This window comes from Kitasatospora sp. cg17-2 (assembly GCF_054031055.1).
Window position 1 is genome coordinate 8,327,687 of sequence record NZ_CM132923.1, and the last position, 25,862, is coordinate 8,353,548.

A 25,862-nucleotide genomic window follows, 5' to 3' on the forward strand; every position below is an offset into this window, starting at 1 on the left:
GCGCGGGCACTGCCCGGCCGCAGCCGGGGGGCGGGCTTGGCGGGCGGGAGGGGGAGTCTTGTATCGTTCCTCGCGAATCATCCAGAGGGGTGGAGGGACCGGCCCTACGAAGCCCCGGCAGCTCCCCGTTCGACCCGGCGTCCGAAGTACGCGCCGTGCCGTGCGGGATCAGTGCCAACTCCGGCCTGTCGCCAATGTGGCGCGGGAAAGATGAGGAGACACGGTGCTCTCTGTGCTGTCCTTCCCCCGGGCGCTTCCCGTCCCGGACCTTTCGCGTACCCGTCTCGTGCCCGGCGCAGCCAATCGGCCGACTTCTGCGGCCCGCCCTCGCTGACCACCCCCCGGCTCCCCGCGGGGGGCCTCCGCGAGCGCGCCCCGGGCGGCTCGCGGGACCTGAGACGGAGACATCCCATGGAGAACACGAGCGGCGTCGGCGTGCTCGACAAGGTCACCTCGATCCTCGGCACCCTGGAGGCCGGTCCGGCCACCCTGGCCGGACTCGTCGCGGTGACCGGCCTGGCCCGGCCCACGGCGCACCGGCTCGCCGTCGCACTCGAACAGCACCGGCTGGTCGCCCGGGACGTGGAGGGCCGCTTCATCCTCGGCCCCCGGCTCGGCGAGCTCTCGGCGGCCGCCGGGGAGGACCGGCTGCTGGCGGCCGCCGGTCCGGTCCTCGCCCGGCTGCGCGACGTCAGTGGGGAGAGCGCCCAGCTCTACCGCCGGCAGGGCGGCGTCCGGATCTGCGTGGCCGCCGCCGAGCGACTCTCCGGCCTGCGCGACACCGTCCCGGTGGGGGTCACCCTCCCGATGAAGGTCGGCGCCGCCGCCCAGGTCCTGCTGGCCTGGGAGGAGCCCGAGCGGCTCCACCGGGGCCTCCAGGGGGCCCGCTTCACGGCGACGGCGCTGAGCGGTGTCCGGCGCCGGGGCTGGGCCCAGTCGATCGGGGAACGCGAGCTGGGCGTCGCGTCCGTCTCCGCGCCGGTCCGGGGCCCGGCCAACCGGGTGGTGGCCGCCGTCACCGTCTCCGGTCCGATCGAACGGCTCACCCGCCACCCCGGAGCCCTGCTCTCGCAGACGGTCGTCGAGGCGGCCGACCGTCTCACCGAGGCCCTCCGCGTCACCTGACGCGCCCCGGTCGCGGGGAGGTCTGTCCGCCCCCGCGACCGAGGCCGCGGCCGCACCCCGGCGGTGCTCCCGGCCCGGCCGGGCGCGATTTGTTCTGGGCGCGCAGGCGGAGTACTGTCGCCCAGTCGCCTGGCAGGGAGCACCGGACACGCAACAGCGCGGACGGTCCCGAGGCGGCCAATCCTCTGGAAATAACATCGTCACCCGGCTTCGGGTTTCTTTGTCGTGTCCATTTGTGGGGATTGCGGCCGGATTCGCTTTTCGGAGCGGGGGTCGGCTAGAGTTTGGAACGTCGGACGGGGCGTCAAGCCGCAGAAGACAGCAGCGAGTTGGATGAAGGAAGCGCCGGGAACGGCACGGAAAACATCTGATAGGCTGGGAACACGAAAGAACGAAGCGCCCGGAGGGCCGGTGTGAAAGCCGCCTGAAGGAAGTGTCCGTTCCTTGAGAACTCAACAGCGTGCCAAAAGTCAACGCCAGATATGTTGACATCCCCGGCCTCGGATTCTTCCGGGGTTGGAGATTCCTTTTGAAGTAAAACACTAGCGAGGACGCAGTGCGCGGGGCCGCCCTATTCCGGTGGTTGCCGTGCCGCTCGACGCGAGTGCCGACCCGATTACGGGTAATCATTCACGGAGAGTTTGATCCTGGCTCAGGACGAACGCTGGCGGCGTGCTTAACACATGCAAGTCGAACGGTGAAGCCCTTCGGGGTGGATCAGTGGCGAACGGGTGAGTAACACGTGGGCAATCTGCCCTGCACTCTGGGACAAGCCCTGGAAACGGGGTCTAATACCGGATATGACCTGGGACCGCATGGTCCCGGGTGTAAAGCTCCGGCGGTGCAGGATGAGCCCGCGGCCTATCAGCTTGTTGGTGGGGTAATGGCCTACCAAGGCGACGACGGGTAGCCGGCCTGAGAGGGCGACCGGCCACACTGGGACTGAGACACGGCCCAGACTCCTACGGGAGGCAGCAGTGGGGAATATTGCACAATGGGCGAAAGCCTGATGCAGCGACGCCGCGTGAGGGATGACGGCCTTCGGGTTGTAAACCTCTTTCAGCAGGGAAGAAGCGCAAGTGACGGTACCTGCAGAAGAAGCACCGGCTAACTACGTGCCAGCAGCCGCGGTAATACGTAGGGTGCGAGCGTTGTCCGGAATTATTGGGCGTAAAGAGCTCGTAGGCGGCCTGTCGCGTCGGATGTGAAAGCCCGGGGCTCAACCCCGGGTCTGCATTCGATACGGGCAGGCTAGAGTGTGGTAGGGGAGATCGGAATTCCTGGTGTAGCGGTGAAATGCGCAGATATCAGGAGGAACACCGGTGGCGAAGGCGGATCTCTGGGCCATTACTGACGCTGAGGAGCGAAAGCGTGGGGAGCGAACAGGATTAGATACCCTGGTAGTCCACGCCGTAAACGTTGGGAACTAGGTGTTGGCGACATTCCACGTCGTCGGTGCCGCAGCTAACGCATTAAGTTCCCCGCCTGGGGAGTACGGCCGCAAGGCTAAAACTCAAAGGAATTGACGGGGGCCCGCACAAGCAGCGGAGCATGTGGCTTAATTCGACGCAACGCGAAGAACCTTACCAAGGCTTGACATATACCGGAAACGGCTAGAGATAGTCGCCCCCTTGTGGTCGGTATACAGGTGGTGCATGGTTGTCGTCAGCTCGTGTCGTGAGATGTTGGGTTAAGTCCCGCAACGAGCGCAACCCTTGTTCTGTGTTGCCAGCATGCCTTTCGGGGTGATGGGGACTCACAGGAGACTGCCGGGGTCAACTCGGAGGAAGGTGGGGACGACGTCAAATCATCATGCCCCTTATGTCTTGGGCTGCACACGTGCTACAATGGTCGGTACAAAGGGCTGCGATGCCGCGAGGCGGAGCGAATCCCAAAAAGCCGGCCTCAGTTCGGATTGGGGTCTGCAACTCGACCCCATGAAGTTGGAGTTGCTAGTAATCGCAGATCAGCATGCTGCGGTGAATACGTTCCCGGGCCTTGTACACACCGCCCGTCACGTCACGAAAGTCGGTAACACCCGAAGCCGGTGGCCTAACCCGTAAGGGGAGGAGCCGTCGAAGGTGGGACCAGCGATTGGGACGAAGTCGTAACAAGGTAGCCGTACCGGAAGGTGCGGCTGGATCACCTCCTTTCTAAGGAGCACTATGCCGCTTGCAGGCGAATGTTCTGCACGGTTGCTCATGGGTGGAACGTTGACTATTCGGCACACTTGGTTGGCATCCGCCAGTACTGCTTCGGCGTGGAAAACGGATTGTTGATGGGGTGTTTCGGGCACGTTGTTGGGTCCTGAGGGAACGGCCGTATGGTCGTTGCTTCAGAGATGCCGGTCTCATGCGAGGTGGTCTTCGGGCTGCTGAGTGTGGGTGTCTGGTCGTTGTTTGAGAACTGCACAGTGGACGCGAGCATCTGTGGCCAAGTTTTTAAGGGCGCACGGTGGATGCCTTGGCACCAGGAACCGATGAAGGACGTGGGAGGCCACGATAGTCCCCGGGGAGCCGTCAACCAGGCTTTGATCCGGGGGTTTCCGAATGGGGAAACCCGGCAGTCGTCATGGGCTGTCACCCATACCTGAACACATAGGGTATGTGGAGGGAACGCGGGGAAGTGAAACATCTCAGTACCCGCAGGAAGAGAAAACAACCGTGATTCCGGGAGTAGTGGCGAGCGAAACCGGATGAGGCTAAACCATGAGCGTGTGAGACCCGGCAGGGGTTGCGCTCATGGGGTCGTGGGATTTTTCTTGACCGGTCTGCCGGCCGGTCGGCGAGTCAGAAACCGTACAGGTAGTCGAAGGACATGCGAAAGGTCCGGCGTAGAGGGTAAGACCCCCGTAGGCGAAATCTGTACGGCTCGTTTGAAGAACTCCCAAGTAGCACGGGGCCCGAGAAATCCCGTGTGAATCTGGCGGGACCACCCGCTAAGCCTAAATATTCCCTGGTGACCGATAGCGGATAGTACCGTGAGGGAATGGTGAAAAGTACCGCGGGAGCGGAGTGAAATAGTACCTGAAACCGTGTGCCTACAAGCCGTGGGAGCGTCGGACATGCAGCTTGCTGTGTGTCTCGTGACTGCGTGCCTTTTGAAGAATGAGCCTGCGAGTTTGCGGTGTGTAGCGAGGTTAACCCGTGTGGGGTAGCCGTAGCGAAAGCGAGTCCGAACAGGGCGATACAGTTGCATGCCCAAGACCCGAAGCGGAGTGATCTAGCCATGGGCAGGTTGAAGCGGAGGTAAGACTTCGTGGAGGACCGAACCCACCAGGGTTGAAAACCTGGGGGATGACCTGTGGTTAGGGGTGAAAGGCCAATCAAACTCCGTGATAGCTGGTTCTCCCCGAAATGCATTTAGGTGCAGCGTCACGTGTTTCTTGCCGGAGGTAGAGCACTGGATAGGCGATGGGCCTCACCGGGTTACTGACCTTAGCCAAACTCCGAATGCCGGTAAGTGAGAGCGTGGCAGTGAGACTGTGGGGGATAAGCTCCATGGTCGAGAGGGAAACAGCCCAGAACACCGACTAAGGTCCCTAAGCGTGTGCTAAGTGGGAAAGGATGTGGAGTCGCAGAGACAACCAGGAGGTTGGCTTAGAAGCAGCCACCCTTGAAAGAGTGCGTAATAGCTCACTGGTCAAGTGATTCCGCGCCGACAATGTAGCGGGGCTCAAGCACATCACCGAAGTCGTGTCATTGCAGCATGAAGGGCCAACGCCTGCTGTGATGGGTAGGGGAGCGTCGTGTGCCGGGTGAAGCGGCGGTGGAAACCAGTCGTGGACGGTACACGAGTGAGAATGCAGGCATGAGTAGCGATACAAGAGTGGGAAACTCTTGCGCCGATTGACCAAGGGTTCCTGGGTCAAGCTGATCTGCCCAGGGTAAGTCGGGACCTAAGGCGAGGCCGACAGGCGTAGTCGATGGACAACGGGTTGATATTCCCGTACCCGCTTTGAAGCGCCAACGCTGAACCAGGTGATGCTAAAGCCGTGAAGCCGGCCCGGAGTCTTCGGACAAAGGGACGTGGTGGAGCCGCTGGACCAAGTCTGTACTAGGTGAGCGATGGGGTGACGCAGGAAGGTAGTCCAGCCCGGGCGGTGGTTGTCCCGGGGTAAGGGTGTAGGGCGTTGTGTAGGCAAATCCGCACAACATGAGCCTGAGACCTGATGCCGAGCCGATTGTGGTGAAGTGGATGATCCTATGCTGTCGAGAAAAGCCTCTAGCGAGTTTCATGGCGGCCCGTACCCCAAACCGACTCAGGTGGTCAGGTAGAGAATACCGAGGCGTTCGGGTGAACTATGGTTAAGGAACTCGGCAAAATGCCCCCGTAACTTCGGGAGAAGGGGGGCCATTCCTGGTGACGGCACTTGCTGCCAGAGCTGGGGGTGGCCGCAGAGACCAGCGAGAAGCGACTGTTTACTAAAAACACAGGTCCGTGCGAAGCCGTAAGGCGATGTATACGGACTGACGCCTGCCCGGTGCTGGAACGTTAAGGGGACCGGTTAGCTCTGATTCGTCGGGGCGAAGCTGAGAACTTAAGCGCCAGTAAACGGCGGTGGTAACTATAACCATCCTAAGGTAGCGAAATTCCTTGTCGGGTAAGTTCCGACCTGCACGAATGGCGTAACGACTTCTCGACTGTCTCAACCATAGGCCCGGTGAAATTGCATTACGAGTAAAGATGCTCGTTTCGCGCAGCAGGACGGAAAGACCCCGGGACCTTTACTATAGCTTGATATTGGTGTTCGGTTCGGCTTGTGTAGGATAGGTGGGAGACTTTGAAGCCGTGACGCCAGTCATGGTGGAGTCGTCGTTGAAATACCACTCTGGTCGTGCTGGATGTCTAACCTGGGTCCGTGATCCGGATCAGGGACAGTGTCTGGTGGGTAGTTTAACTGGGGCGGTTGCCTCCTAAAGAGTAACGGAGGCGCCCAAAGGTTCCCTCAGCCTGGTTGGCAATCAGGTGTTGAGTGTAAGTGCACAAGGGAGCTTGACTGTGAGACTGACGGGTCGAGCAGGGACGAAAGTCGGGACTAGTGATCCGGCGGTGGCTTGTGGAAGCGCCGTCGCTCAACGGATAAAAGGTACCCCGGGGATAACAGGCTGATCTTCCCCAAGAGTCCATATCGACGGGATGGTTTGGCACCTCGATGTCGGCTCGTCGCATCCTGGGGCTGGAGTAGGTCCCAAGGGTTGGGCTGTTCGCCCATTAAAGCGGTACGCGAGCTGGGTTTAGAACGTCGTGAGACAGTTCGGTCCCTATCCGCTGTGCGCGTAGGAGTGTTGAGAAGGGCTGTCCCTAGTACGAGAGGACCGGGACGGACGAACCTCTGGTGTGCCAGTTGTCCTGCCAAGGGCATGGCTGGTTGGCTACGTTCGGGAGGGATAACCGCTGAAAGCATCTAAGCGGGAAGCCTGCTTCGAGATGAGCACTCCCACCTCCTTGAGAGGGTAAGGCTCCCAGTAGACGACTGGGTTGATAGGCCGGATATGGAAGCCCTGTGAGGGGTGGAGTTGACCGGTACTAATAGGCCGAGGGCTTGTCCTCAGTTGCTCGCGTCCACTGTGTTGTTCTGAAACAACGACCCCCACGCCTGGTCACGGTGTGGGTGCGGTTGACAGTTTCATAGTGTTTCGGTGGTCATAGCGTGAGGGAAACGCCCGGTTACATTCCGAACCCGGAAGCTAAGCCTCACAGCGCCGATGGTACTGCAGGGGGGACCCTGTGGGAGAGTAGGACGCCGCCGAACAATCATTGTGAAGAACCCCCGTCGGGAAACCGACGGGGGTTCTTTGCGTTTTCGGTCTGCTTTTTCCGAATGTCGAACGGGGTGTTCCGGTGCGTCAGCCGTTGTAGGAGCCGACGGTGGCGTCGTTCAGGGCGTTGATGGCGTCGTCCCCGGCGACCTGGTTGTCGTCGCCGACGATGACCGTCCCGTAGTTGCCGCCGGCCGTCTGGGCCGCGTCGACGGCGCCGCCGCCCACTCCGCTCGAACCGTTGTGGGAGCCGACGGTGGCGTCGTGGCCGGCGTCGATGATGTCGTAGCCGGCGACCTGGTTGCCGTCGCCGACGATGACGGTCCCGTGGTTGCCGCCGGAGACGACGTCGGCGCTCGCCGCGGTCGGGACGGCGGCGAGGCCGAGGGCGGCGAGCAGCGCCAGGGTTCGGCCGATGTGACGGTTCATGAGGGGTTCTCCGCTTCTGTCCGACAATGCTTCTGTTCGGTGCAAATCGGTGCAAAGGTGACAGTAGGTGCGGAACCCGGCGGGGGCGGGTGATGGTCCGCCGCCCGTGGCGTGTCGGCCGGAGGGGTCGGCGGTCGGAGCGGTCGCTGGTCGGAGCGGTCGGTGGTCGACCGTCGGTCACCCGCCGGGCAGCAGGGTGCTCAGGAACCGGGTGGCGGCCGGCAGTAGGGCGAAGCCGTTGTGGGCGAGGCCGGGGACGACCTCCAGGGTCGCCGGGACTCCCCGCTCCAGGAGGTGCTGGTGCAGGGCGAGGGCCTGGCCGAGCCGGGTGGCGCCAAGGGGCCTGCGGAGCGGCCGGGTGTCGAGCTCCCCCACGGTCACATGCACCGGCAGCGGAGGCCGAACCGGTAGCGGCCCGCCCAGGGGGTGCGCGACGCCGAACTTCTCGGCCACGTCCGCGATTCCGGCGGGCCAGGGCAGCGCCGGGTCGAGCCGGGTGATCGAGCTCGGGGCGCCGACGGACACTCCGACCAGCCGCTCCGGGTGCAGATAGGAGAAGCGGAGGGCGAACTGGCCGCCGCCGGAGTAGCCGTGCAGCAGGAAGCGGTCCGATCGCACCGGCCACCGGGCGGCGGCCTCCTCGACCATCCACAGCAGCACCAGGTCGAACCGGACCTCGCGCCGGCGCAGCCGCTTGTAGCTCAGCACGTCCTCCGGTTCCGGGACGCCGACGGGGAACAGCGGCGCGAGGACGACGCATCCGTGGGTGTCGGCGAAGTCCGTGAGCGCGTCCCGGTAGCGCTCGGCGGTGCGGCGGTCCCCGTGCACGACGACCAGCAGCGGCCGGGGTCCGGCCGGGGCCCGGGGCGGCACGTACAGGCAGTAGGAGAACCGGGGGTCCGCCCGGCAGGCGAGGAACGGGGTCCGGCGGCGCTCCAGTCGCTGGGTGTGGCGGACGGCGAGGCTCATCGGACCTCCGGAATCGGTGACGGCACCCGACATCCTGGTGGCTGGGGCGGCGGAGCGCGGTACCCGGTCGACGGAGATCACCCATTGGGGTGAGCGAATATGACTGGCCGTCAGCAGCTGTGCAGACTGGTGGCCGACAAGCCGGAGACCAGGGACTGGAGCGTCATGGGTGGGGTAGTCGAGAAGCCGGTACAGGTACCGGCGCCAGCACCGGCACCGGCACCGACGGCGGCAGCGACGGTGGTGGTCGAGCGGGCGCTCGCGGCCCACCCGGGCGTGCTGGAGGCGGCGGTGGTGCCGGCCGGCGACGGGGTCGGCGTCCTGGTGGTGCTCGACGAGATGTCCACGGCGCTGGAGGTGCGCGAGGACCTGCGCGCCTCGCTGCTCGCCGCCGGGCTGGAGGCCGAGCCCGCGGTGCTGCCCGTCGTCCGGCTCCCCGCGCCGCCGCTCGGGACCTTCGAGGAACTCACGGCAGAAGTGGCCGAGCCGGCCGACTCGGCCGGGGCGGCCGGGTCGGGCGCCGCGGAGGTCTCCCGCTACGAGCCGCCGAGCGCCGGGCCGGAGGCGGACCTGGCGGGTCGGCTGGCCGGTTTCCTCGGCCTGCCGCGGGTCGGCGCCCTGGACGACTTCGTCGAGCTGGGCGGGGACTCGCTGGTCGCGGTGGCCTTCCTGCACGCGGTCCAGGAGGCGTACGCGGTGCCGCTGGGCGTGGTCGAGCTGTTCACCGCCGGTACCGTCCGCGGCATCGCCCGGCTGCTGGCCGCCCGGCCCGCGGCCGCCCCGCAGGTGGCGTGAGGTGCACGCGCTCCGGCTCGCGGCGGCGCCCGTGCTGGTGGACGGCGTCGAGGCCGTGCCCGCGTCGACCGTCGCCGCCGGTCTGGCGGCGGTCGGACGTGGCCTGGCCGGGCCGGACAAGGCGCTGGTCGCGATCCTGACCGGGCGCGGCCCGGCCGGTCTGCTGGTCTACCTGGGGGCCCTCGGCCTCGGCCACGCCGTCCTGGTGAAGGAGCGGCCGGACCTCGCCGCCCGGGACGCCCTGCTCGCGGCCTACCGGCCGGAGTTCGCGCTCGACGCGGGTGACGAGCCCGTCCCGGCGGGGTACCGGCCCGTCGGTGAGCTGTGCGGGGCGCGGCTGCTGGGCCGGACGGAGGCCGCCGGGAGCGCGATCCACCCGGAGCTGGCGGCGCTGATCACCACCTCGGGCTCGCTGGGCCGCCCCAAGGCCGTCCGGCTGTCGTACGCGAACCTGGCGGCCAACGCCGGCGCCGTCGCGGCCGCGCTGGGTCTCGGGCCGCAGGACGTCGGGATCACCTCGCTCCCGTTCGACTACAGCTTCGGCCTGTCCGTCGTGAACTCCCATCTGGTGGCGGGCGCGCCGCTGGTGCTCTCCCGGCTCAGCCCGACCTCGCGGCGGTTCTGGCAGCTCGCCGCCCGGACGGGTGTGACCGACCTCGGGGCGGTCCCGCTCACCTACCGTCTGCTGCACAGCACCGGCTGGCGGCCGGACGCGCTGCCCGCGCTGCGGCTCGCCTGCCAGGCCGGCGGCCCGCTGGAACCGGCCCTGGTCGAGCACTTCGGGCGGCTGATGGCCGGGCACGGCGGCGGGTTCTGCCCGATGTACGGGGCGACCGAGGCCACGGCGCGGATGTGCTGCCTCGACCCGGAGGAGCTCTTCGAGCACCTCGGTTCGGTCGGGCGGCCGGTGCCGGGCGGGCGGATCCGGCTGGAGGGCGCCGGCGCGGACGGCGTCGGCGAGATCGTCTACGAGGGGCCCAACGTCATGCTGGGCTACGCGTCCGGCCGGGCCGACCTGGCCGAGGGCCGCAGCGTGCCGGAGGTGCTGCACACCGGCGACCTCGGGCGGCTGGAGCGCGGGATGCTCTACGTCCTGGGCCGCAAGGACCGGCAGCTGAAGCTGTACGGCAAGCGGGTCCTGCCGGACGAGATCGAACGGCGGCTGGCGGCGGTCGGCCCGGCGGCGGTGGTGCCGACGGCGGCCGACAGCGCCGTGGTGTTCGTCGAGGGCCGCACCGAACCGTTTCGGGACGCGTGGCTGGAGGTGCTGCGCGAGCTCGGACTGCCCGCCGAGTGCCTGGTGCTGCGGGCGACGCCGGGTCTGCCGCGCACCGGCTCGGGCAAGGTCGACCTCGGCCGGTTGCGGGAGTCGGCCGATGCGCGCTGAGGGGGCCGTCGGGGCACCGGTGGTGGAGACCGGCTCGGGCCGGGTGCGCGGGGTGGCGGCGGACGGGGTGGTGGCCTTCCTCGGGGTGCCGTACGCCGCGGGCACCGGGGGCGGGGCACGGTTCCGGCCGCCCCGGCCGCACCCGGGCTGGGCGGGGGTGCGGGAGGCGGAGGCGTACGGTCCGGCCTGCCCGCAGCGGCCGCTGGCCGAGGCCTTCGGGGCGCGTCCGGCGGTGGTGCCGCTGCTGCCGCTGTTCGGCATCCCAACCGAGGCGGGCACGCAGGGCGAGGACTGCCTGGTGCTGAACGTCTGGACGCCGGGCGTCCGCCCGCCGGCGGCCCGCCCGGTGCTGGTCTGGCTGCACGGCGGCACGGACTTCGGCGCGGGCGACTGGCCGAGGTTCGACGGGGCGGCGCTCGCCCGGGCGGGCGGTCTGGTGGTGGTGACGGTGAACCACCGCCTCGGTGTGCTCGGCCACCTGGACCTGTCCTGGACCGGCCGTTCCGAGTACGCCGACTCCGGCCGGGTGGGGCTGCTGGACCTGTGGGCGGCGCTGGACTGGCTGCGGGACAACGTGGCGGCGTTCGGCGGCGATCCGGCGAACCTGACCCTGGCGGGCGGTTCGCGCGGCGCCTCCCGGGTGGCGGCCCTGCTGTCGGCGGGCGCGCCCGAACCGCCGTTCCGGCGTGCCGTCCTGAGCAGTCCGCCGCCGCCCCGCCCGGCCGCCGCGACGTCGCCGGAGGAGGCGGCCGGTGCGGTGCTGCGGCTGCTGGGCGTCCCGGCCGACCGGCCGGAGCTGCTGGCCGCCCGACCGGTGGGTCGACTCCTGGACGCCCAGGCGGTGTTGCGGGCCAGGGACCGGTTCGCGTTCCAGCCCTCGGCCGACGGCGGGCCGGTCGAGGAGCGGTGCTACGCGGACCTGGCGGCCGGTGCGGCCCCGGGCGTGCCGCTGCTGATCGGGAGCGCCCTGCACGAGACCACCCGGACCATCGACGCCGACCGGGCCTCCTGGGAGGGCCTGAGCGAGGCCGGGTTCGCCCGCCGCTGTTCGCGGATCGCCCGGCACGACGTCACCGGGCTGATCGCCGAGTACCGGCGCGAGCGGCCGCGCGACCCGGCGCGGCGGATCGCGGTCGCCGTCACCACCGACGCGCTGTACCGCTTCCCGGCGCTGGACCTGGCCTCGGCCCGGAGCGCCAACGCCACTGCCCCGACCTACGCGTACGTCTTCGCGGGCGGCACCGGCAGCCACGGCGAGGACGTCCTGTTCTTCTTCGACAATCTGCGCCACGCGGCCCTGGTGTCCCGGAACCCGGCCAACGCCGCGCTGGCGCGGGCGGCCAGTGCGGCCTGGATCGGCTACTGCCACGACGGGCGGCCCGAGATCCCCGGCGTCGGACCCTGGCCCGCCTACACCGAGGACCGGCGGGACACCCTGGTCTTCGGCACCCCCACCCGCTCGGTGGCCGACCCGTTCGCCACCCGCCGGGCCGCCTGGTCCGCCGTCCGCCGGGTGGCCGAGCCGGTCGGGTGACGGGGGCCGCCCGATCCGGACGATCGGCGCGGCCCTGCGGTGGGTGCGGTCCTGGGGCGGGCGCGGTCAGGCCTGCGCGGTGGGCCGGACCACGATCTCGCCGACGTCGATCCCCTCCGGCTGCTCGATCGCGAAGCCGACGGCGGCGGCGACGGCGGAGGGCGGCATGGCGATCTCGTCGCGCTGCCTGACCATCGCCGCCGCGATCTCCGGGGCGGCGCCCTTGCCGATGCCCTCGGTGTGGGTGAAGCCGGGGGAGACGAGGGTGACCCGGAGGTGGGGCCCCGACTCCTGGCGCAGCCCCTCGGTGAGGACCTTCACCGCCGTCTTGGTGGCCGCGTAGACACCCTGCGGCGACTTGACGGTGTAGGCCGCGGTGGAGCCGATGGTGACGAAGTGCCCGGAGCGCTGGTGGCGGAAGAGCGGCAGGGCGGCCGCGATGCCGTTGAGGAGGCCGGTGACGTGGGTCGCGACCATGGCGTCCCAGTCGTCCTGGCGCAGCTCGTCGAACGGCGAGACGGCCATCGTGCCCGCGTTGGAGACGAGCACGTCGAGCCGGCCGAACCGGTCGACGGCGGTGTCGGTGAGCCGTCGGAGGTCCTCGCGGCGGGTGACGTCGACGAGGACGCCGGTGGCGGTGCCGCCCCGCGCCGTGATGCGGTCGACGACCGCGTTCAGCCGGTCCTCGCGGCGGGCGCCGAGGACGAGCAGGGCGCCGCGTTCGGCGAGGTGGGCGGCGGTCGCCTCGCCGATGCCGCTGCTGGCACCCGTGATCGCGACGACCTTGCCCCGGATTCCCGACATGGCCGGCCTTCCCTTCCTGGGTGTGCGCCGGTGGTGGGCCGACGTAGAGTGAAAGCGGGGACGCCCCCGTTTTCCCGAAGGCTAAGTGGGGGCGCCCCCGTTTGGCAATCCGACCGGTGGACCGGGACGGGACGAGGAAGGAACGAGGAACGGTGACGGACGACGGGACCCAGCGCCCGCTGCGGGCCGACGCGCGGCGCAACCGGGAGAAGATCCTGGCCGCCGCCGTGCGGGTGTTCACGACGCAGGGGCTGGACGCGCAGATGGAGCGCGTCGCCAAGGAGGCGGGCGTGGGCAGCGCGACCCTGTACCGCAACTTCCCCACCAGGGAGGCCCTGGTCGAGGCGGTCTACCGGAACGAGGTGGCCCGGCTGTGCGAGGCGGCGCCCGCGCTGCTCGCCGAGCATCCGCCGATGGAGGCCCTGCGCGCCTGGACCCACCTCTTCCTCGACTACGTCACGGCCAAGTACGGCATGATCGACGCGCTGCGCGCCGTCGCCGAGGCGGGGGCGAGCCCCTACGGTCGCAGCCGGGAGATGGTCCGGGACGCCGTCGCCACGCTGATGGACGCCTGCGCGGCCGCCGGGGTGATCCGTACCGACCTCGGCCCCGCCGACCTCGCCGCCGCCCTCGAAGGCATCGCCCTCACCTCGGCGGGCGCCGAGCGCCGCCCGCAGGCGGAGCGGCTGCTCGGCCTCACCCTGGACGGGCTCGCCGTCCGGCCGTGAGTCCGTGCCGGTCGTGGGTCCGTGCCGACCCGTTCCGGTGCCGGTGCCGGTGCCGGTGACGCTGCCGGTGTCGGTGGCTCAGGACCGGATGGTGTAGGAGTCGCCGTAGACGGTCCAGCGCAGCGGCGTGGCCAGGGTGAGGTTCCCGGCCTTGAGGAAGACGCGCTGGACGGTGTCGACCCGGCCGGTGTCCTGGTGGGAGGGGTCGGCCTTCATGGCCGCGCGGCGGGCGTCGAGGAAGGCGTTCAGGAAGGCGGTCTCGTCACCGCCCTGGGACGGCGGCTTGGCCTTGCCGAGGGCGGCGGCGCGGATGCCGCCGAAGCTGAGCCGGTCGCTGCCCGGTCCGTGCATCACGATGGCGTCGTAGTACATGAACTGGCCCAGGGCGCGCAGGCCGTCCGCCTTGGCCTGGCCGACGGCCGGGTCGAAGTAGACCCGGTCGCGCTCGTCGTCCTGGGCCCGCTGGAAGGCCGGGTCCTGGGCGGCCCGGTGCCAGTCGGCGACGAAGGACGGGTCCAGGCCGGCGTGCGAGGCGGAACCGTCGACCTTCTCCAGGGCCGGGAGGTAGCGGGCCAGCACGTTGTCCGGCTTCAGGGCCCGGTAGTGCCGGACGAGTTGCAGCATGTCGTGGGTGCCCGAGGTGAAGCCGATGATCCCGCCGGTGTAGCCGCGCCCGTCGTGGATGTCCTCGATGTAGGTGTACTGGGCGCGCCAGTCGAGCGAGGAGTTCTCGGCGCTGGAGACCAGTTGCTGGGCGATGTCCTTCAACCGCGGGTTGTCCAGGCCGGCGCCGTCCACGACGGGGGCCGGGCCGGGGGGCTGGGGGACGGGGGCGGGGACTGCGGGAGCGGGGGTGCCGGGGGCAGGGGGGTTTCCGCCGGTCGCGGGGGCCGGCGGGGCGCCCTGGTCGGGTCCGGCCGGGGCGCCGGGAGCGGGGGTGCCCGGACCGGAGGCGCCCGGCGCCCGGGGCGCGGAGGCGGGGGCGGTGGTGCGGCCGGTGGTGGGGCCGGGCTGGGGCGCCCGGGCCGCGGCTGTGGCCGGTCGACCGGTTCCCGCCCCCGGAGCGGCGGGGGCCGGTACGGCGGTGGCGCCCCCGGCCGTCTTCGGCGCGGCCGTCGCCGTCGCGCCGGTGGCGGCGAGGGGCGAGGCGCTCGGGGTCCCGGCGGGCGATCCCGCCACGGGCGGCGCGACGGCGGGGTCGGCGGCCGGTCCGGTGGTCGGGACGGCCGGGCGGGACGGCCTCGGTGCGGCGGCCGGTGCGGCGGCCGGCGCGGGATCGGCCGAGCCGCCCGCGGTGAGGGCCGCGGCGCCCACCGCCGCGCCGAGGCCGCCCACGACGAGCGCGGCGATGCCCGCCCGCCGCCTGACCGTCCGACCGATCGCTCCGCGCTGCTCCGCCATGCTGTCCGCCCCTTGCCCGTCGCGCAGGTCCCCGCGGACCGGACCGGCGTCCGCGGGTTGTCGTCGAGCAGAGGAACGGACCCGGGCGGTACGGGGGTTCAGCCACCGGGGGCCGTGCTCCCGGGCGCCCTCCGGTGGACGGGAACCGGCCCCGGCCCCGGCTCAGGCTCAGGCGTAGACGCGGGCGTACAGCTCCTCGATCTGGGGGGCGGTCGGCACGGCCGGGTTGTTGGCGGGGGAGCCGGAGGCCAGGGCCTGTTCGGCCATCAGCGGGGTGAGCCCGGTCCAGGCGGCGTGGTCGATGCCGTAGCTGCGGGGGGTGGGGACGTCCAGGTCGTGGCAGAGGGTGTGCAGGGCGTCGACCAGCTTCGCCGAGGCGGCCGCCGCAGGGTCGGCGGTGGTCGCCACCCCCAGGGCGCGGGCGCAGTCGGCGTAGCGCTCGGGCGCCGCGTGGACCGAGAAGGCGGTCACCGCCGGGAACAGCATGGCGTTGGACAGGCCGTGGGCGACGTGGAAGTGGGCGCCGATCGGGCGGCTCATGCCGTGCACCAGGGCGACGCTGGAGTTGGAGAACGCGATGCCGGCCTGGGTCGCGGCGAGCATCATCGCCTCCCGGGCCGCGGCGTCCGAACCGTCCGCGTAGGCGCGGCGCAGATGGCGGCCGATGGTGGCGATCGCGGTGAGGGCCAGGCCGTCGGTGAAGGGGCCGGACTTGCGGCTGACGTAGGCCTCGACGGCGTGGGTGAGCGCGTCGACGCCGGTGTCGGCGGTCAGCCGGGGCGGCATCGAGAGCGTCAGTTCCATGTCGACGACGGCGGCGATCGGCAGGAACGCCGGGCCCAGGCACATCATCTTCTCGTCGGTGGCGCTGTCGGTGATGACGGTGACCTGGGTCGCCTCCGAGCCGCTGCCGGCGGTGGTGGGGACGGCGATCACCGGGAGGGCCGGCCCGAGGTTGACGTGCGGCGCCTTGTAGTCGCGCATCCCGCCGCCCTGCACGCCCAGCAGGGCGAGGGCCTTGGCGGTGTCCATCGGGCTGCCGCCGCCGAAGCCGATCACCGAGTCCGCCCCGTGCGCGCGCAGGGCCTCCAGGCCGGGGACGAGGGAGTCGGTGGTCGGGTCGGGCACGGTGCCGTCGAACAGCGCCGGGTGGAGTCCGGCGCCGCGCAGGATCCCCAGCAGGCGCTCGGCGGCGCCGGTGCCGGAGAGGAACGCGTCCGTGACCAGGAGCGGACGCCGCAGGCCGAGGCCCGCGACGACGGCGCCCAGTTCCTCGGCCGCGCCCCGGCCGATGCGCAGGATCCGGGGCAGGGACAGACTGGCAACCACGGGCAACCCCTCGGCGGTGGGAGGACGGTGGCCCCCGGTACGGGCGGGCTGGTCCGACTCTGCCGCCCCCGCGGTGTGCGTTCAACCGCCAATCGCGCAGAGGGGGTGTGCGGAAATGCAGATAGGCTGCGTCGATGCGCCCCCGCCCCCGCCCTGCTGAAGACACCCCGGCGGCGGCGGAGCGCCCCGGCGGGCCCGAGCCGCGCGACCTGCGCGCGGACGACCTGCGCCATCTGCTCGCCGTGGCCCGCACCGGGCGCCTGGTGAGCGCCGCCGACGCGCTGGGCGTGGACCACACCACGGTGTCCCGCCGGATCACCGCGTTGGAGCGGAGCCTCGGCGTGCGGCTGATGGAACGCGGCACCGAGGGCTGGGTGCTGACGGACGCCGGCCGGGCGGTCGCCGAGAGCGCCCGCACCATCGAGGACGCCCTGGTCCGGGTCGTGGACGCGGTGTCCGGCCAGGACCCGCCGTCGCTGCACGGCACCGTCCGGGTGAGCGCCCCCGACGGGTTCGGCACCTGCTTCGCCACCCCGGCCCTGGCCCGGGTGCGCCGCCGCCACCCCCGGCTCCAGATCGAACTCATCACCGCGACGCGGGAGTTGCCGCTGCGCCCGGCGGGCTTCGACCTCGCCCTGACGATCGGCCGGCCGCCCCGGAGCCGACTGGTGACCGAGCACCTCACCGACTACGCCCTCGGCCTGTACGCCGGTGACGAGTATCTTGCCCGGCGCGCGGCACCGGCCTCGGTGGCCGAACTGCGGGAGCACCCGCTGGTCTTCTACATCGAGTCGATGCTGCAGGTCGGCGATCTCGACATCGAACGCCATCTGCCGGGCTGCACACCGGCGTTCTCCTCCACCAATGTCTTCGCCCAGGTGGAGGCTACCCGGCTGGGCACGGGGGTCGGCGTGCTGCCGGCCTTCCTCGCCGACCGGGCCGGACTGCGGCGGCTGCTGCCCGGGGAGGTCGACATCCGGCTCCCGATCACCCTGGCCGTCCGCCGCGAGGCCGTCACCCACCCCGCCGTCCGGGCCGTCCGGGACGCCCTGCACCACGAGGTCGCCGAACGCGCCGCCGAGCTGCTCCCGCCGCGGGGCGACGGGTAGGGCCCCGGGCCGACCGGGCCGGACACGGGACGGCGGCCGCGGTACCCGGGAGAACCGGGTACCGCGGCCGCCGTCCGCGTCGGGCCGGGTCCGTTACTGGGTGACCGGGCGGAAGAGCCAGTGGAGGCGGGCGGTGCCGGCTCCGGGGCGGGTGATGGTGACGGTGTCGACCGTCGTGCTGCGGGTCAGGTCGAGGTGTTCGTAGGGGCTGGAGAAGTTGGACAGCAGGGTCCCGTTCGGGCCGTCGGCGGTCTTGCACCACAGGTAGCCGCTGTCATTGGGGCGGTAGTCGCCCATGGTGACGGAGTCGCCGTTCTGCGGGGTCCCGGGGTGGGCCGCCGTGGAGTTGGCGTACTGGCGCCCGTAGACCAGGTAGAAGCAGTTGTTGTCGCCGCCCGGTCCTGCGGCGATGGTGCTGAACCGCTGATGGTCGCTGTGCGCGTCCGGGGCCAGGTAGACCGGGTAGGGCGCGGTCTCCAGATCGTCGACGGCGAGTGCCGGGGTCGAACCGCCGGAGTCCGTCGCCACGATCTCGGTGAGCGCGGTGCTCTCCTGGGGGGTCTGCAGGAACCAGCGCTGGCCGGCCGAGCCGTTCTGGTCCCGGCCGACGATGCCGAGACCCGGGCCGAGGTCGGTGAGGAACTGGCGGGTGACGTAGTTCTGCAGGAGCCAGGTGCCGTCGCCCTGGGGAACCGGCTGCCAGAGCTGGTCGGGAGCCGTGTTCGGCCACAGCACCGTCCGGGCGTCCCGGGCCGCGCCCTCCTGGCCGAGATAGCGGCCGGCGTAGGGCGCGTTGGCGTAGTGCAGGCGGTAGAAGCCGCTGTACTCCGGGTCGGGCAACAGGTTGAACACCTGGGTCTGGATTCCGGCCCGGTTGATCGGCTGGTCACTGACCGCGTGGGTGCTGCTGCCGGGGGCGGCCACATTGGTGGTCGCGGCGCTGCGCAGCACGGTGGGGCCCTGCACGGGAACCGTCACCGACTGGGACGCCCGCGGCGGGTTCGGCAGGTTGCCGACATCCATCACGACGGGGTAGTGGTCCGACAGCAGCATGGTGTCGACCCGGTTCATGCCGAGGACGGTGGGGTTCGCGCCGCCGACGGGGACGGCCGCGTAGTCGAGGACGCGGTCCGGAGTGGTCGAGTTCGGCCGCCGGACGGTCGGATGGGTCGGAACCGCCGGGGCGTGCACCGTGAACTCGCCGGCGACCGCGGTGGCGAGCGAGGTGTCCCGCGTGTTCGGGTCGGCCGGGGGCAGCGGCGCGCGGTTGTAGTCGCCCACGGCGATCCAGGGCAGCGGGGTCCCGTTGGGGCCCGCGGTCGCCATCCGCTGCCGGATGTTCCGCAGCAGCCCCGGGTCGTCGCCGCCGCTCCCCGAGAAGCCGTGCACCGTGAAGTACACGACGCCGTCGACGTTGACGCCGAGCGCGGGCCGGCCGCGGGAGCCGCTGTCCACCCCGGCCTCGATGACGTACACGTCCTGCGACGGGACCTGGTAGCGGGTCATGAGGGCAAGGTTGACCCGCCCGGTCTCGGTGCGCGGGTCGGTGTCCGTGTGCAGCCAGTACAGGTAGCTCTGCGGCCTGGCGGCCGTGCCCCCGTAGCGGTACTCGCGGACCGGGGGAGTGCGGCCGATCCAGTCGAAGAACACCGGCGGGTTCTGCGGGATGTCCTGCGAGAACGTGGCGCCGCTGGGCGGGGCGCCGGCCTCCTGGAGGGCGATGACGTCCGCCTGGTTCTGCAGCGCCAGCTGGTTCACCCCCAGCGTGTACTTGTTCTCGTAGGAGGAGGAGTCCTCGCCCGTCCCGCCTGCGGAGCCCGCGCCCTGCATGTTCCAGGTGACGATCTTGCGGTGGTTGCCGGCGCGAGGGTCGAGCCCGCCGGTGTCCCGCAGGAACAGCGACGGCCGCTTGCCGACATCCGTGGGGACGACGCCCTGGCCGGCGTAGTCGAGGGTCTCCCGGCCGCCCCAGTCGGGGATGGCCTGGCCGCCCTGGGCGAGCGGCTGGAACCGGCTCGGCGCGCCGTTGGCGGAGCCGAACTGGTAGGCGGTGCCGCTCCCGGTGCCGTAGGGCGCGTACGGGAGGTAGGCGCCGCCGGGGGTGGTCTGCTTGACCATGGTGTTGTTGTAGAAGACGTTCTGCGGGCCGGAGGAGCCGGACCACTTGACCGCCTTGGGGCCGGCCGCCCACCAGATCGGGTACCACGTCCCCTCGTCGATCTCGCCGCCCTCGCCGCCGCAGTTGGTCTCGCAGCTGCCCGAGCGGTGCTCGTAGGGGACGCGCAGGGTGTTCTGCTCGAACAGGTTGTTGTGCTCCCACCCGCCGTGCAGGTTCAGGTCGGAGTCGAGGTCGTTGCGGAAGGCGACGTTGCCGCTGGCCGACCACTGGAAGGTGAAGTGGCGCAGGTTGCGGCTGAGGTTGTAGGCGTAGAGGGAGTCCCAGACCCGGCTGCCGCGCAGGTAGCCGTTGCCGCCCTTGCCCTTGTTCCAGGCGCCGTCGAAGCTGTTGCGCTCGATCTGGAGGTTGCGGGCGTCCTCGGTGACGATCGGGTGCGAGCCGGTCATCTCGGCCTTCAGCCCGCGCGCCCAGTCGTTGGCGGCCCACTTGAAGACGATGCCGTGCATCGCGTACTCGGGTGCCATGTTGCCGTAGTTGTGCACGGCCTGGGCGGGGGTGAGGTTGTAGCTGCCGCCGCCGAGCTTGGGCAGGCCGGTCATGTCCTGGGTGAAGGCGAAGTTCTCGAAGCCGACGCCCTGGACCACCTTCAGCGGGGTGACCTTGCTGGGGTACGGCTTGTCGCCGAGCGCGGTGGAGCCGTCCGAGGTGGAGTCGACCGGGAGGTCCCACTCCAGCGGGCGGTCCAGGGTGACCGTCCGGGCGGAGGCGTCGATCGCGGTGAGCCGGAACATCTGCTGCCGCATGTGGAGGTTGTCCATCTGGCTGCGGTCGGAGACGCCCTGCTGCTCGTAGAACTTGACGCTGTTGGCCGCGCCGACCCAGACGTAGCCGCCGAGGGCGAACTTCTTCATGTCGGCCTTGGCGTCCAGCTGCACCAGGTTCTGGCCCTGCCGGGCCGCCCAGCCGGGGTCGGCGGCCTGGGCGCCGACCTTGATGCCGGAGGCCCAGTGCTGGTTGACGCTGCCCTCGAAGATGTCCTTGCGGTTCGCCGGGGCGGCCGCCCAGTCGTCCTGGTAGCGCTCGGCGATGTCCCGGGTCTGGACCCGGAACAGCCCTCGGCCGGGCCAGATCCAGCCGCCGGTGCCGACGTCGCTGCCGCTGCCCGCCTTCATGCTGTCCTGGTCCCAGCGGCCGTTGACCAGGGTGTCGTAGCGGGTGTTGAGGTCGGGCCGGAACACCAGACGGGTGCCGCCGTCGCCGGAGCCCTGGCCGCGCAGCACGAGGTAGTCCGCGTCGGCGTAGATCTGCCGGGAGAGGTCGATCCGGCCGGCCGGCAGGGAGATCAGCGAGAGCCGGTCGAAGTTGGCGCCCGGCGAGCAGGCGGACTTGATGTCGTCGATCGCGCGCTGGAGGCCGGTGGTGTCGTCGACGCCGTCGTTCGGCCGGACCGCGTACTGGGAGGCGAGCCGGTCCGGGGTGATCCGGCAGGCGGGGTCGTCGGTCAGGCTGCCGTCGTCGGGCAGCGGCAGGCCGCCCCGGTACCCGGCCCGGGACCAGTCCGGCATGCCGGGGGGAGGGCCGGTCCGGTTGGCGTAGCTCAGGTCGGGGCCCTCCGCGCCGGGGCCGGCCGTGACGGCGGCCACCGGGGCCGCCCCGGCCGCCGGGGCGAGGACGGTGCCGGAGAGGGCGGGCAGGGTGAGGGAGAGCAGCAGGCCGGAGAGCAGCGCGGCCGCCGGTCGTAGGCGTTTCATCGGACCTCGTTCCGTGTCGTGGTGGTGTTCCCGGCCCGGGGAGAGGGGCCGGGAGACCGCACCGGAACGCCCCCGGCACCGTGCGGGAGCCGGGGGCGTCGGGGCGAAACGGCGCCGGAGCGCCGGGTGCGCCGGGCCCGTTACGGGCAGTAGAAGCGCAGGCCGGAGATCCGGTCGTTGAGGTAGTAGGTGCTGGTCCCGGCGTTGTAGTCGCCCTTGGTGCCCCAGCTCCACGAGGACGCGAAGTCCAGCTGGGAGGGGTGCAGCTCGCCGTAGGCGTCGTCCCAGAACTCGATCTGGCACTGGGAGTTGTTGATCCAGGACGAGACCTGGTCGTTGGCGAGGTCGCCGTTGAGGAAGTGGACCTTGGTGAGGCGGACGATCTCGTTGTTGCCGCCGGCCGGCGGCGGTACGACGATCGCCTTGGAGCCCAGGCCGCCGCCGTTCTGGTACAGGCAGAGTGCCCAGGCCGGGCAGCCGTCGTAGGGGGGATTGGCCGCGGAGGCCGGGGTCGCCGTGAGCAGCATGACCGCTCCGGCGACCGCGCCCGCGACGACGGTGGCAGCCGACTTGAACGATTTCAGGGCCACGGTGGAACTCGCTTTCCAGGACCGCCCGGGTCTGGACCCGGGCTGGTTGACAGTACGCATCGTGCGGCGGGCCCCGGGTCGGGGCCCGCCGCACGGTCAGCCTGCGGGAGTGGGAAGCGTGGGCGCATCAGTCATCTGACTGCATGACGTGTCTGTGCAGGTCGGAGCCGGTGCGGTCGGGTGTCGTCAGCTGCGCCCGGGTCGGCGCCGGGTGTCGACCGGTCAGAGGAAGTAGAGGCGGTTCAGCGGGACGTCCTGGGCGGGCTCGGAGTGCAGCGCGGTGCCGTCGAGGGTGACCAGGCCGCGCCGGGCGTCGACGAGGACCTCGCCCAGGCGGGTGTTGCGGACCAGGTCGGCGGGGCCGATGCCGCGGGTGTGGCGGACGGCGACCCGGCGGCGGCGGGTGGTCATGCTGTCGTAGGGGCGGGAGTGGGTGCCCGCCTCGGCGGCGGCGCGGCTGGTGAACGCGACCGAGAGGTCGGCGGGGGTGGCACCGTGGGCGCCGAACAGTGGCCCGAGGACCAGCGGCTGGCAGGTGTCGGTGGCGGCGTTGGGGTCGCCGGTCACGCCGTAGGCGGGGAAGCCGGCCTTGAGGACCATCTGCGGCTTGGCGCCGAAGAAGGCGGGCTGCCAGAGCACGATGTCGGCGAGCTTGCCGGTCTCGATGGAGCCGACCTCGTGGGAGAGGCCGTGGGCGATCGCCGGGTTGATGGTCAGCTTGGCGATGTAGCGCAGCACCCGCTGGTTGTCGTCGTCCGGCCCGTCGCCCTCCATCGGGCCGAACTCCGCCTTCATCTTCCCGGCCACGGCGAAGGTGCGGCGCACGGTCTCGCCGGCCCGGCCCATGCCCTGGGCGTCGGAGGAGGTGATGCCGATCGCGCCGAGGTCGTGCAGCACGTCCTCGGCGCCCATGGTGCCGGCCCGGATCCGGTCGCGGGCCATCGCGGCGTCGCCCGGCAGGTCGGTCTTGAGCGCGTGGACGGACACGATCATGCCGTAGTGCTCGGCGACCGCGTCCCGGCCGAAGGGCAGGGTGGGGTTGGTGGAGGAGCCGATGACGTTCGGCACGCCCGCCATCTTCAGCACATTGGGGACGTGGCCGCCGCCGCAGCCCTCGATGTGGAAGGCGTGGATGGTCCGGCCCTCCAGTACCCGCAGGGTGTCCTCGACCGACAGGCACTCGTTCAACCCGTCGGTGTGCAGGGCCACTTGGACGTCGTGGACCTCGGCGACGGAGAGCGCGGTGTCCAGCGCGCGGGTGTGCGCGCCCATGTCCTCGTGCACCTTGAAGCCGCAGGCGCCGCCCTCGGCGAGGGCCTCCACCAGCGGGGCCGGGTGCGAGGAGGAGCCCCGGCCGAGGAAGCCGATGTTCACCGGCCAGGCGTCGAAGGCGTTGAAGGCGTGCCGCAGCGCCCAGGGGGAGTTGACGCCGACGCCCCAGGCCGGGCCGAACTCCTGGCCGATGATCGTGGTGACGCCGGAGGCGAGCGAGGCCTCCATGATCCGGGGGGACATCAGGTGGACGTGGGTGTCGATGGCGCCGGCGGTGGCGATCAGGCCCTCGCCGGAGACGATCGCCGTCCCGGTGCCGACCACGACGTCCACGCCGTCCAGGGTGTCCGGGTTGCCGGCCCGGCCGATCGAGGTGATCCGGCCCTCCCGGATGCCGATCGAGGTCTTGCGGATGCCCTGGATCGCGTCGATCACCAGGACGTTGCTGATGACGAGGTCGCAGGTGTCCCGGACGGCGGCGGCCTTGAGGTGCAGGCCGTCGCGGGCGGTCTTGCCGAAGCCGGTCAGGAACTCGTCGCCCGGCCGCTGGGAGTCGGACTCGACCCGGACGACCAGACCGCTGTCCCCGAGCCGGACCCGGTCCCCGGCGCGCGGGCCGTGCACGGCGGTGTACTCGGCGGCGTCGATGCTCTGGCTCACGGCCGGTTCTCCTGTCCGTTGTCGGGTTCGTTGTCGCGTCGGCTCCCGGGCCGGTTCTTGGATCCGGTGTCGGGTCCGGTGGCGGGTCCGGTGGCAGATCCGGTGTCGGGTCCGTGCTCCGGTCCGTGGTCGGGCTCCGCCCCGAGGTAGCCCCGCTCGGCGGCGCGGCGCAGGGCCTCCCGCCGGATCCGGGGCGAGTCCAGCGGCCCGTCGACCAGGCCGGCGAAGCCGATCGCGACCCGCTCGCCGCCGATCGGCACCAGGCCGACCTCGACCGTGGTGTCCGGGTCGAAGCGCACCGAGGAGCCGGCCGGGACGGCGAGGCGCATGCCGTAGGCGGCGGCCCGGTCGAAGGCCAGCCTCGGGTTGGTCTCGAAGAAGTGGTAGTGCGAGGTGACCGAGACCGGCACCTCGGCGGTGTTGCGCACGGCGAGGGTGCGGACGGGCCGCGTCGGCGGCTCGGGGCGGTCCTCGGTGAGGACGGCGCCCGGGGCGTCCGAGGCCAGTCCGCCGCCGCCGAAGGGGTCGGTGATCACCGCGAGCCGGGTGCCGTCCTCGAAGACCGCCTCGACCTGGATCTCGGTGACGAGGTCGGGGACGCCGGGCAGGACGTCGTCGGCGCCGAGCACGGAGCGGCCCCGGGCGACGGCCTCGGCCAGCCGGAGGCCGTCCCGGGCGGCCTCGCAGACGGTGTCGGAGATCAGCGCGGTGGCTTCGGGGACGTTGAGCCGCAGGCCGCGGGCGCGGCGGGCGCGGGCGAGCTCGGCGGCGGTGAAGATCAGCAACCGGTCGCGTTCGGTGGGGGTCAGTTGCACGGGTGTCCGTTCTCCCTCGGGTGCGGGCAGGCGGGGTGCGGGCAGGCGGGTGCGGGGCGTGTCCGGGGTCGGGCGGCCGGTCAGCCGGCGGCGGGGATGTCGTGGGTGGCGCAGTGGATGCCGCCACCGCCGCCGGCGATGGTGTCGATCTGGAGCGGGACGATCTCGCGGCCGGGGAAGTACTCCCGGAAGACGTCGTGGGCGTGGTCGTCGGCCCGGGGGTCACCGAACAGCGGCAGGTAGACGCCCTTGTTGCCGAGGTAGAAGTTCATGTACGAGGAGACGAAGGCGTCGCCGCGCCCGGTGATCTTGTCGGGGTCGGGCTGCTGGAGCTCGACGACCTTGAGCCGGGCGCCGGTGGCGTCGGTGGCCCCGTCGAGCACCGAGCGGGCCTGGTCGGCGGAGCGGGACCAGACGTCCGGCGGGGTGCCCGGGAACGACCGGTCGAGCAGGACGACGCCGGGGGCGGCGAAGCGGACCAGGCAGTCCACGTGGGCGTCGGTGATGTCCTTGCCCTTGACGCCGGCCAGCCAGATGACCTTGGTGACCCCGAGCAGCTGCTTGAGCTCGGCCTCGACCTGGTCGCGGGTCATGCCGGGGTTGCGGTTGTCGTTGACGATCGAGCTCTCGGTGATGAGCAGGGTGCCCCGGCCGTCGCTCTCGAAGGAGCCGCCCTCGGCGACCAGCCGGGTCTCCACGCGCTCGATCCCGTACTTGGCGAGGACGCCCCGGGCCACCTTGGCGTCGTTGCCGTGCTGCTGCTTGCGGCCCCAGCCGTTGAAGTTGAAGTCGACGCCCTTGACCTTGCCGCCCTCCTCGACGAACACCGGAACGGTGTCGCGCGCCCACAGGTCGTCGACCGGGACGGTGAGCAGCTCGACGTCGGAGCCGCAGGCGTTGCGGGCCGAGGACTCCTGGCCGGGCCGGACCAGCAGCACCACCGGCTCGCGCTCGCCGACGGCCCGCGCCACCTCGGCGATGTCCTTGCGGACGGCGGTGAGGTGCTCGCCCCAGACGTCCTCGGAGGCGGGCCAGGACATCATGGTCCGCTCGTGCTTCTCCCATTCGGCGCCGAGCCGCCGCCCCTGCCCGGGGGTGCCTCCGGGAGCGCCTCCGGCCGGCCCGGAGGCGGCGGGGGAGGAGGGTTCGGCCGGGTCGATCAGGTCGTCCACGGCGGCGCAGCCGGACGCGCCGAGCGCGATCAGGCCGGCGCCGGCGAGCGAGCGCAGGACGGTGCGACGGGCGAGGGGGGAGTGGGACACGGTGGACTCCGGTGGGGCTGG

Annotated in this window: 15 protein-coding genes, 3 rRNA genes, 1 pseudogene and 1 riboswitch; of the genes and pseudogenes, 9 read left to right on the plus strand and 10 right to left on the minus strand. The window is 71.0% G+C overall.

Going from position 1 to position 25,862, the window contains the following annotated elements; genetic code table 11:
- The first annotated feature begins 74 nt into the window (after positions 1 to 74).
- Positions 75 to 217, plus strand: a riboswitch (SAM riboswitch).
- Positions 218 to 411: 194 nt separating this feature from the next.
- From ACW14Y_RS34955 to rrf, 4 genes are all read left to right on the plus strand, one after another.
- A complete protein-coding gene (locus tag ACW14Y_RS34955) occupies positions 412 to 1,125 on the plus strand; it encodes an IclR family transcriptional regulator (RefSeq protein WP_030396176.1) in 714 nt (237 codons plus the stop codon).
- Positions 1,126 to 1,754: 629 nt separating this feature from the next.
- A 16S ribosomal RNA gene (locus ACW14Y_RS34960) occupies positions 1,755 to 3,278 on the plus strand.
- Positions 3,279 to 3,556: 278 nt separating this feature from the next.
- Positions 3,557 to 6,678 (plus strand): 23S ribosomal RNA (locus ACW14Y_RS34965).
- A gap of 85 nt (positions 6,679 to 6,763) precedes the next feature.
- A 5S ribosomal RNA gene (gene rrf, locus ACW14Y_RS34970) occupies positions 6,764 to 6,880 on the plus strand.
- The 16S, 23S and 5S rRNA genes sit together here, the layout of an rRNA operon.
- A gap of 94 nt (positions 6,881 to 6,974) precedes the next feature.
- Here rrf and ACW14Y_RS34975 read toward each other — a convergent pair.
- Positions 6,975 to 7,316 carry a hypothetical protein gene (locus ACW14Y_RS34975; protein WP_380393231.1) on the minus strand — a complete coding sequence of 114 codons (342 nt, stop codon included), beginning with the start codon at positions 7,314 to 7,316 and terminating at the stop codon, positions 6,975 to 6,977.
- Between the two features lie 177 nt (positions 7,317 to 7,493).
- The gene (locus tag ACW14Y_RS34980; protein ID WP_456984740.1) at positions 7,494 to 8,285 is read right to left on the minus strand and encodes an alpha/beta hydrolase family protein; all 792 of its coding nucleotides are present in this window, start codon (positions 8,283 to 8,285) and stop codon (positions 7,494 to 7,496) included.
- Between the two features lie 99 nt (positions 8,286 to 8,384).
- Here ACW14Y_RS34980 and ACW14Y_RS34985 point away from each other — a divergent pair, with 99 nt between their 5' ends.
- The 3 genes from ACW14Y_RS34985 to ACW14Y_RS34995 are packed head-to-tail and all read left to right on the plus strand — an operon-like array spanning position 8,385 to position 12,001.
- Positions 8,385 to 9,080, plus strand: coding sequence for a phosphopantetheine-binding protein (locus ACW14Y_RS34985; protein ID WP_456984741.1), 696 nt, complete (start codon positions 8,385 to 8,387; stop codon positions 9,078 to 9,080).
- Between the two features lies 1 nt (position 9,081).
- Positions 9,082 to 10,467, plus strand: coding sequence for an AMP-binding protein (locus ACW14Y_RS34990; RefSeq protein ID WP_380312185.1), 1,386 nt, complete (start codon positions 9,082 to 9,084; stop codon positions 10,465 to 10,467).
- Positions 10,457 to 12,001: a carboxylesterase/lipase family protein gene (locus ACW14Y_RS34995; protein WP_456984742.1), complete on the plus strand. Its 1,545-nt coding sequence runs from the start codon at positions 10,457 to 10,459 to the stop codon at positions 11,999 to 12,001. The genes ACW14Y_RS34990 and ACW14Y_RS34995 overlap by 11 nt, the downstream gene beginning before the upstream one ends.
- A gap of 66 nt (positions 12,002 to 12,067) precedes the next feature.
- On the opposite strand, the gene ACW14Y_RS35000 is transcribed toward ACW14Y_RS34995, so the two are convergent.
- On the minus strand, positions 12,068 to 12,805 hold the full coding sequence (locus ACW14Y_RS35000) for an SDR family oxidoreductase (protein WP_456984743.1): 738 nt from the start codon (positions 12,803 to 12,805) through the stop codon (positions 12,068 to 12,070).
- 152 nt (positions 12,806 to 12,957) lie between these two features.
- Between ACW14Y_RS35000 and ACW14Y_RS35005 the strand changes: the two genes are divergently transcribed.
- Complete coding sequence (locus ACW14Y_RS35005) at positions 12,958 to 13,533, plus strand: TetR/AcrR family transcriptional regulator (protein WP_456984744.1); 576 nt, start codon at positions 12,958 to 12,960, stop codon at positions 13,531 to 13,533.
- Positions 13,534 to 13,611: 78 nt separating this feature from the next.
- Here the strand turns inward: ACW14Y_RS35005 and ACW14Y_RS35010 are convergent.
- Together ACW14Y_RS35010 and ACW14Y_RS35015 are read right to left on the minus strand one after the other, a co-directional pair.
- Positions 13,612 to 14,430, minus strand: a pseudogene (locus tag ACW14Y_RS35010) (chitosanase); the annotation flags it as partial.
- A gap of 672 nt (positions 14,431 to 15,102) precedes the next feature.
- Positions 15,103 to 16,263, minus strand: a complete 1,161-nt coding sequence (locus tag ACW14Y_RS35015; protein ID WP_456984745.1) for an iron-containing alcohol dehydrogenase — start codon at positions 16,261 to 16,263, stop codon at positions 15,103 to 15,105.
- Positions 16,264 to 16,397: 134 nt separating this feature from the next.
- On the opposite strand from ACW14Y_RS35015, the gene ACW14Y_RS35020 reads away from it, so the two are divergent.
- Positions 16,398 to 17,372 (plus strand): LysR family transcriptional regulator, encoded by a 975-nt coding sequence (locus tag ACW14Y_RS35020; RefSeq protein WP_456984746.1) that lies wholly within the window; start codon positions 16,398 to 16,400, stop codon positions 17,370 to 17,372.
- Between the two features lie 93 nt (positions 17,373 to 17,465).
- On the opposite strand, the gene ACW14Y_RS35025 is transcribed toward ACW14Y_RS35020, so the two are convergent.
- From ACW14Y_RS35025 to ACW14Y_RS35045, 5 genes are all read right to left on the minus strand, one after another.
- Positions 17,466 to 21,242, minus strand: coding sequence for an endonuclease/exonuclease/phosphatase family protein (locus ACW14Y_RS35025; RefSeq protein ID WP_456984747.1), 3,777 nt, complete (start codon positions 21,240 to 21,242; stop codon positions 17,466 to 17,468).
- A 140-nt stretch (positions 21,243 to 21,382) separates the two neighbouring features.
- Complete coding sequence (locus ACW14Y_RS35030) at positions 21,383 to 21,832, minus strand: peptidase inhibitor family I36 protein (RefSeq protein WP_380310160.1); 450 nt, start codon at positions 21,830 to 21,832, stop codon at positions 21,383 to 21,385.
- A gap of 222 nt (positions 21,833 to 22,054) precedes the next feature.
- The gene (locus ACW14Y_RS35035; protein ID WP_380300181.1) at positions 22,055 to 23,764 is read right to left on the minus strand and encodes an urease subunit alpha; all 1,710 of its coding nucleotides are present in this window, start codon (positions 23,762 to 23,764) and stop codon (positions 22,055 to 22,057) included.
- The gene (gene ureA, locus ACW14Y_RS35040; protein ID WP_456984748.1) at positions 23,761 to 24,579 is read right to left on the minus strand and encodes an urease subunit gamma; all 819 of its coding nucleotides are present in this window, start codon (positions 24,577 to 24,579) and stop codon (positions 23,761 to 23,763) included. The genes ACW14Y_RS35035 and ureA overlap by 4 nt, the downstream gene beginning before the upstream one ends.
- Positions 24,580 to 24,659: 80 nt before the next feature.
- Positions 24,660 to 25,841, minus strand: a complete 1,182-nt coding sequence (locus tag ACW14Y_RS35045; RefSeq protein WP_380300183.1) for an agmatine deiminase family protein — start codon at positions 25,839 to 25,841, stop codon at positions 24,660 to 24,662.
- Positions 25,842 to 25,862 lie beyond the last annotated feature (21 nt).

Coding starts and splice junctions, on each gene's coding strand:
- ACW14Y_RS34955 (WP_030396176.1), top strand. CDS start 412: ATGGAGAACACGAGCGGCGTCGGCGTGCTCGACAAGGTCACCTCGATC.
- ACW14Y_RS34975 (WP_380393231.1), bottom strand. CDS start 7,316: ATGAACCGTCACATCGGCCGAACCCTGGCGCTGCTCGCCGCCCTCGGC.
- ACW14Y_RS34980 (WP_456984740.1), bottom strand. CDS start 8,285: ATGAGCCTCGCCGTCCGCCACACCCAGCGACTGGAGCGCCGCCGGACC.
- ACW14Y_RS34985 (WP_456984741.1), top strand. CDS start 8,385: ATGACTGGCCGTCAGCAGCTGTGCAGACTGGTGGCCGACAAGCCGGAG.
- ACW14Y_RS34995 (WP_456984742.1), top strand. CDS start 10,457: ATGCGCGCTGAGGGGGCCGTCGGGGCACCGGTGGTGGAGACCGGCTCG.
- ACW14Y_RS35000 (WP_456984743.1), bottom strand. CDS start 12,805: ATGTCGGGAATCCGGGGCAAGGTCGTCGCGATCACGGGTGCCAGCAGC.
- ACW14Y_RS35020 (WP_456984746.1), top strand. CDS start 16,398: ATGCGCCCCCGCCCCCGCCCTGCTGAAGACACCCCGGCGGCGGCGGAG.
- ACW14Y_RS35025 (WP_456984747.1), bottom strand. CDS start 21,242: ATGAAACGCCTACGACCGGCGGCCGCGCTGCTCTCCGGCCTGCTGCTC.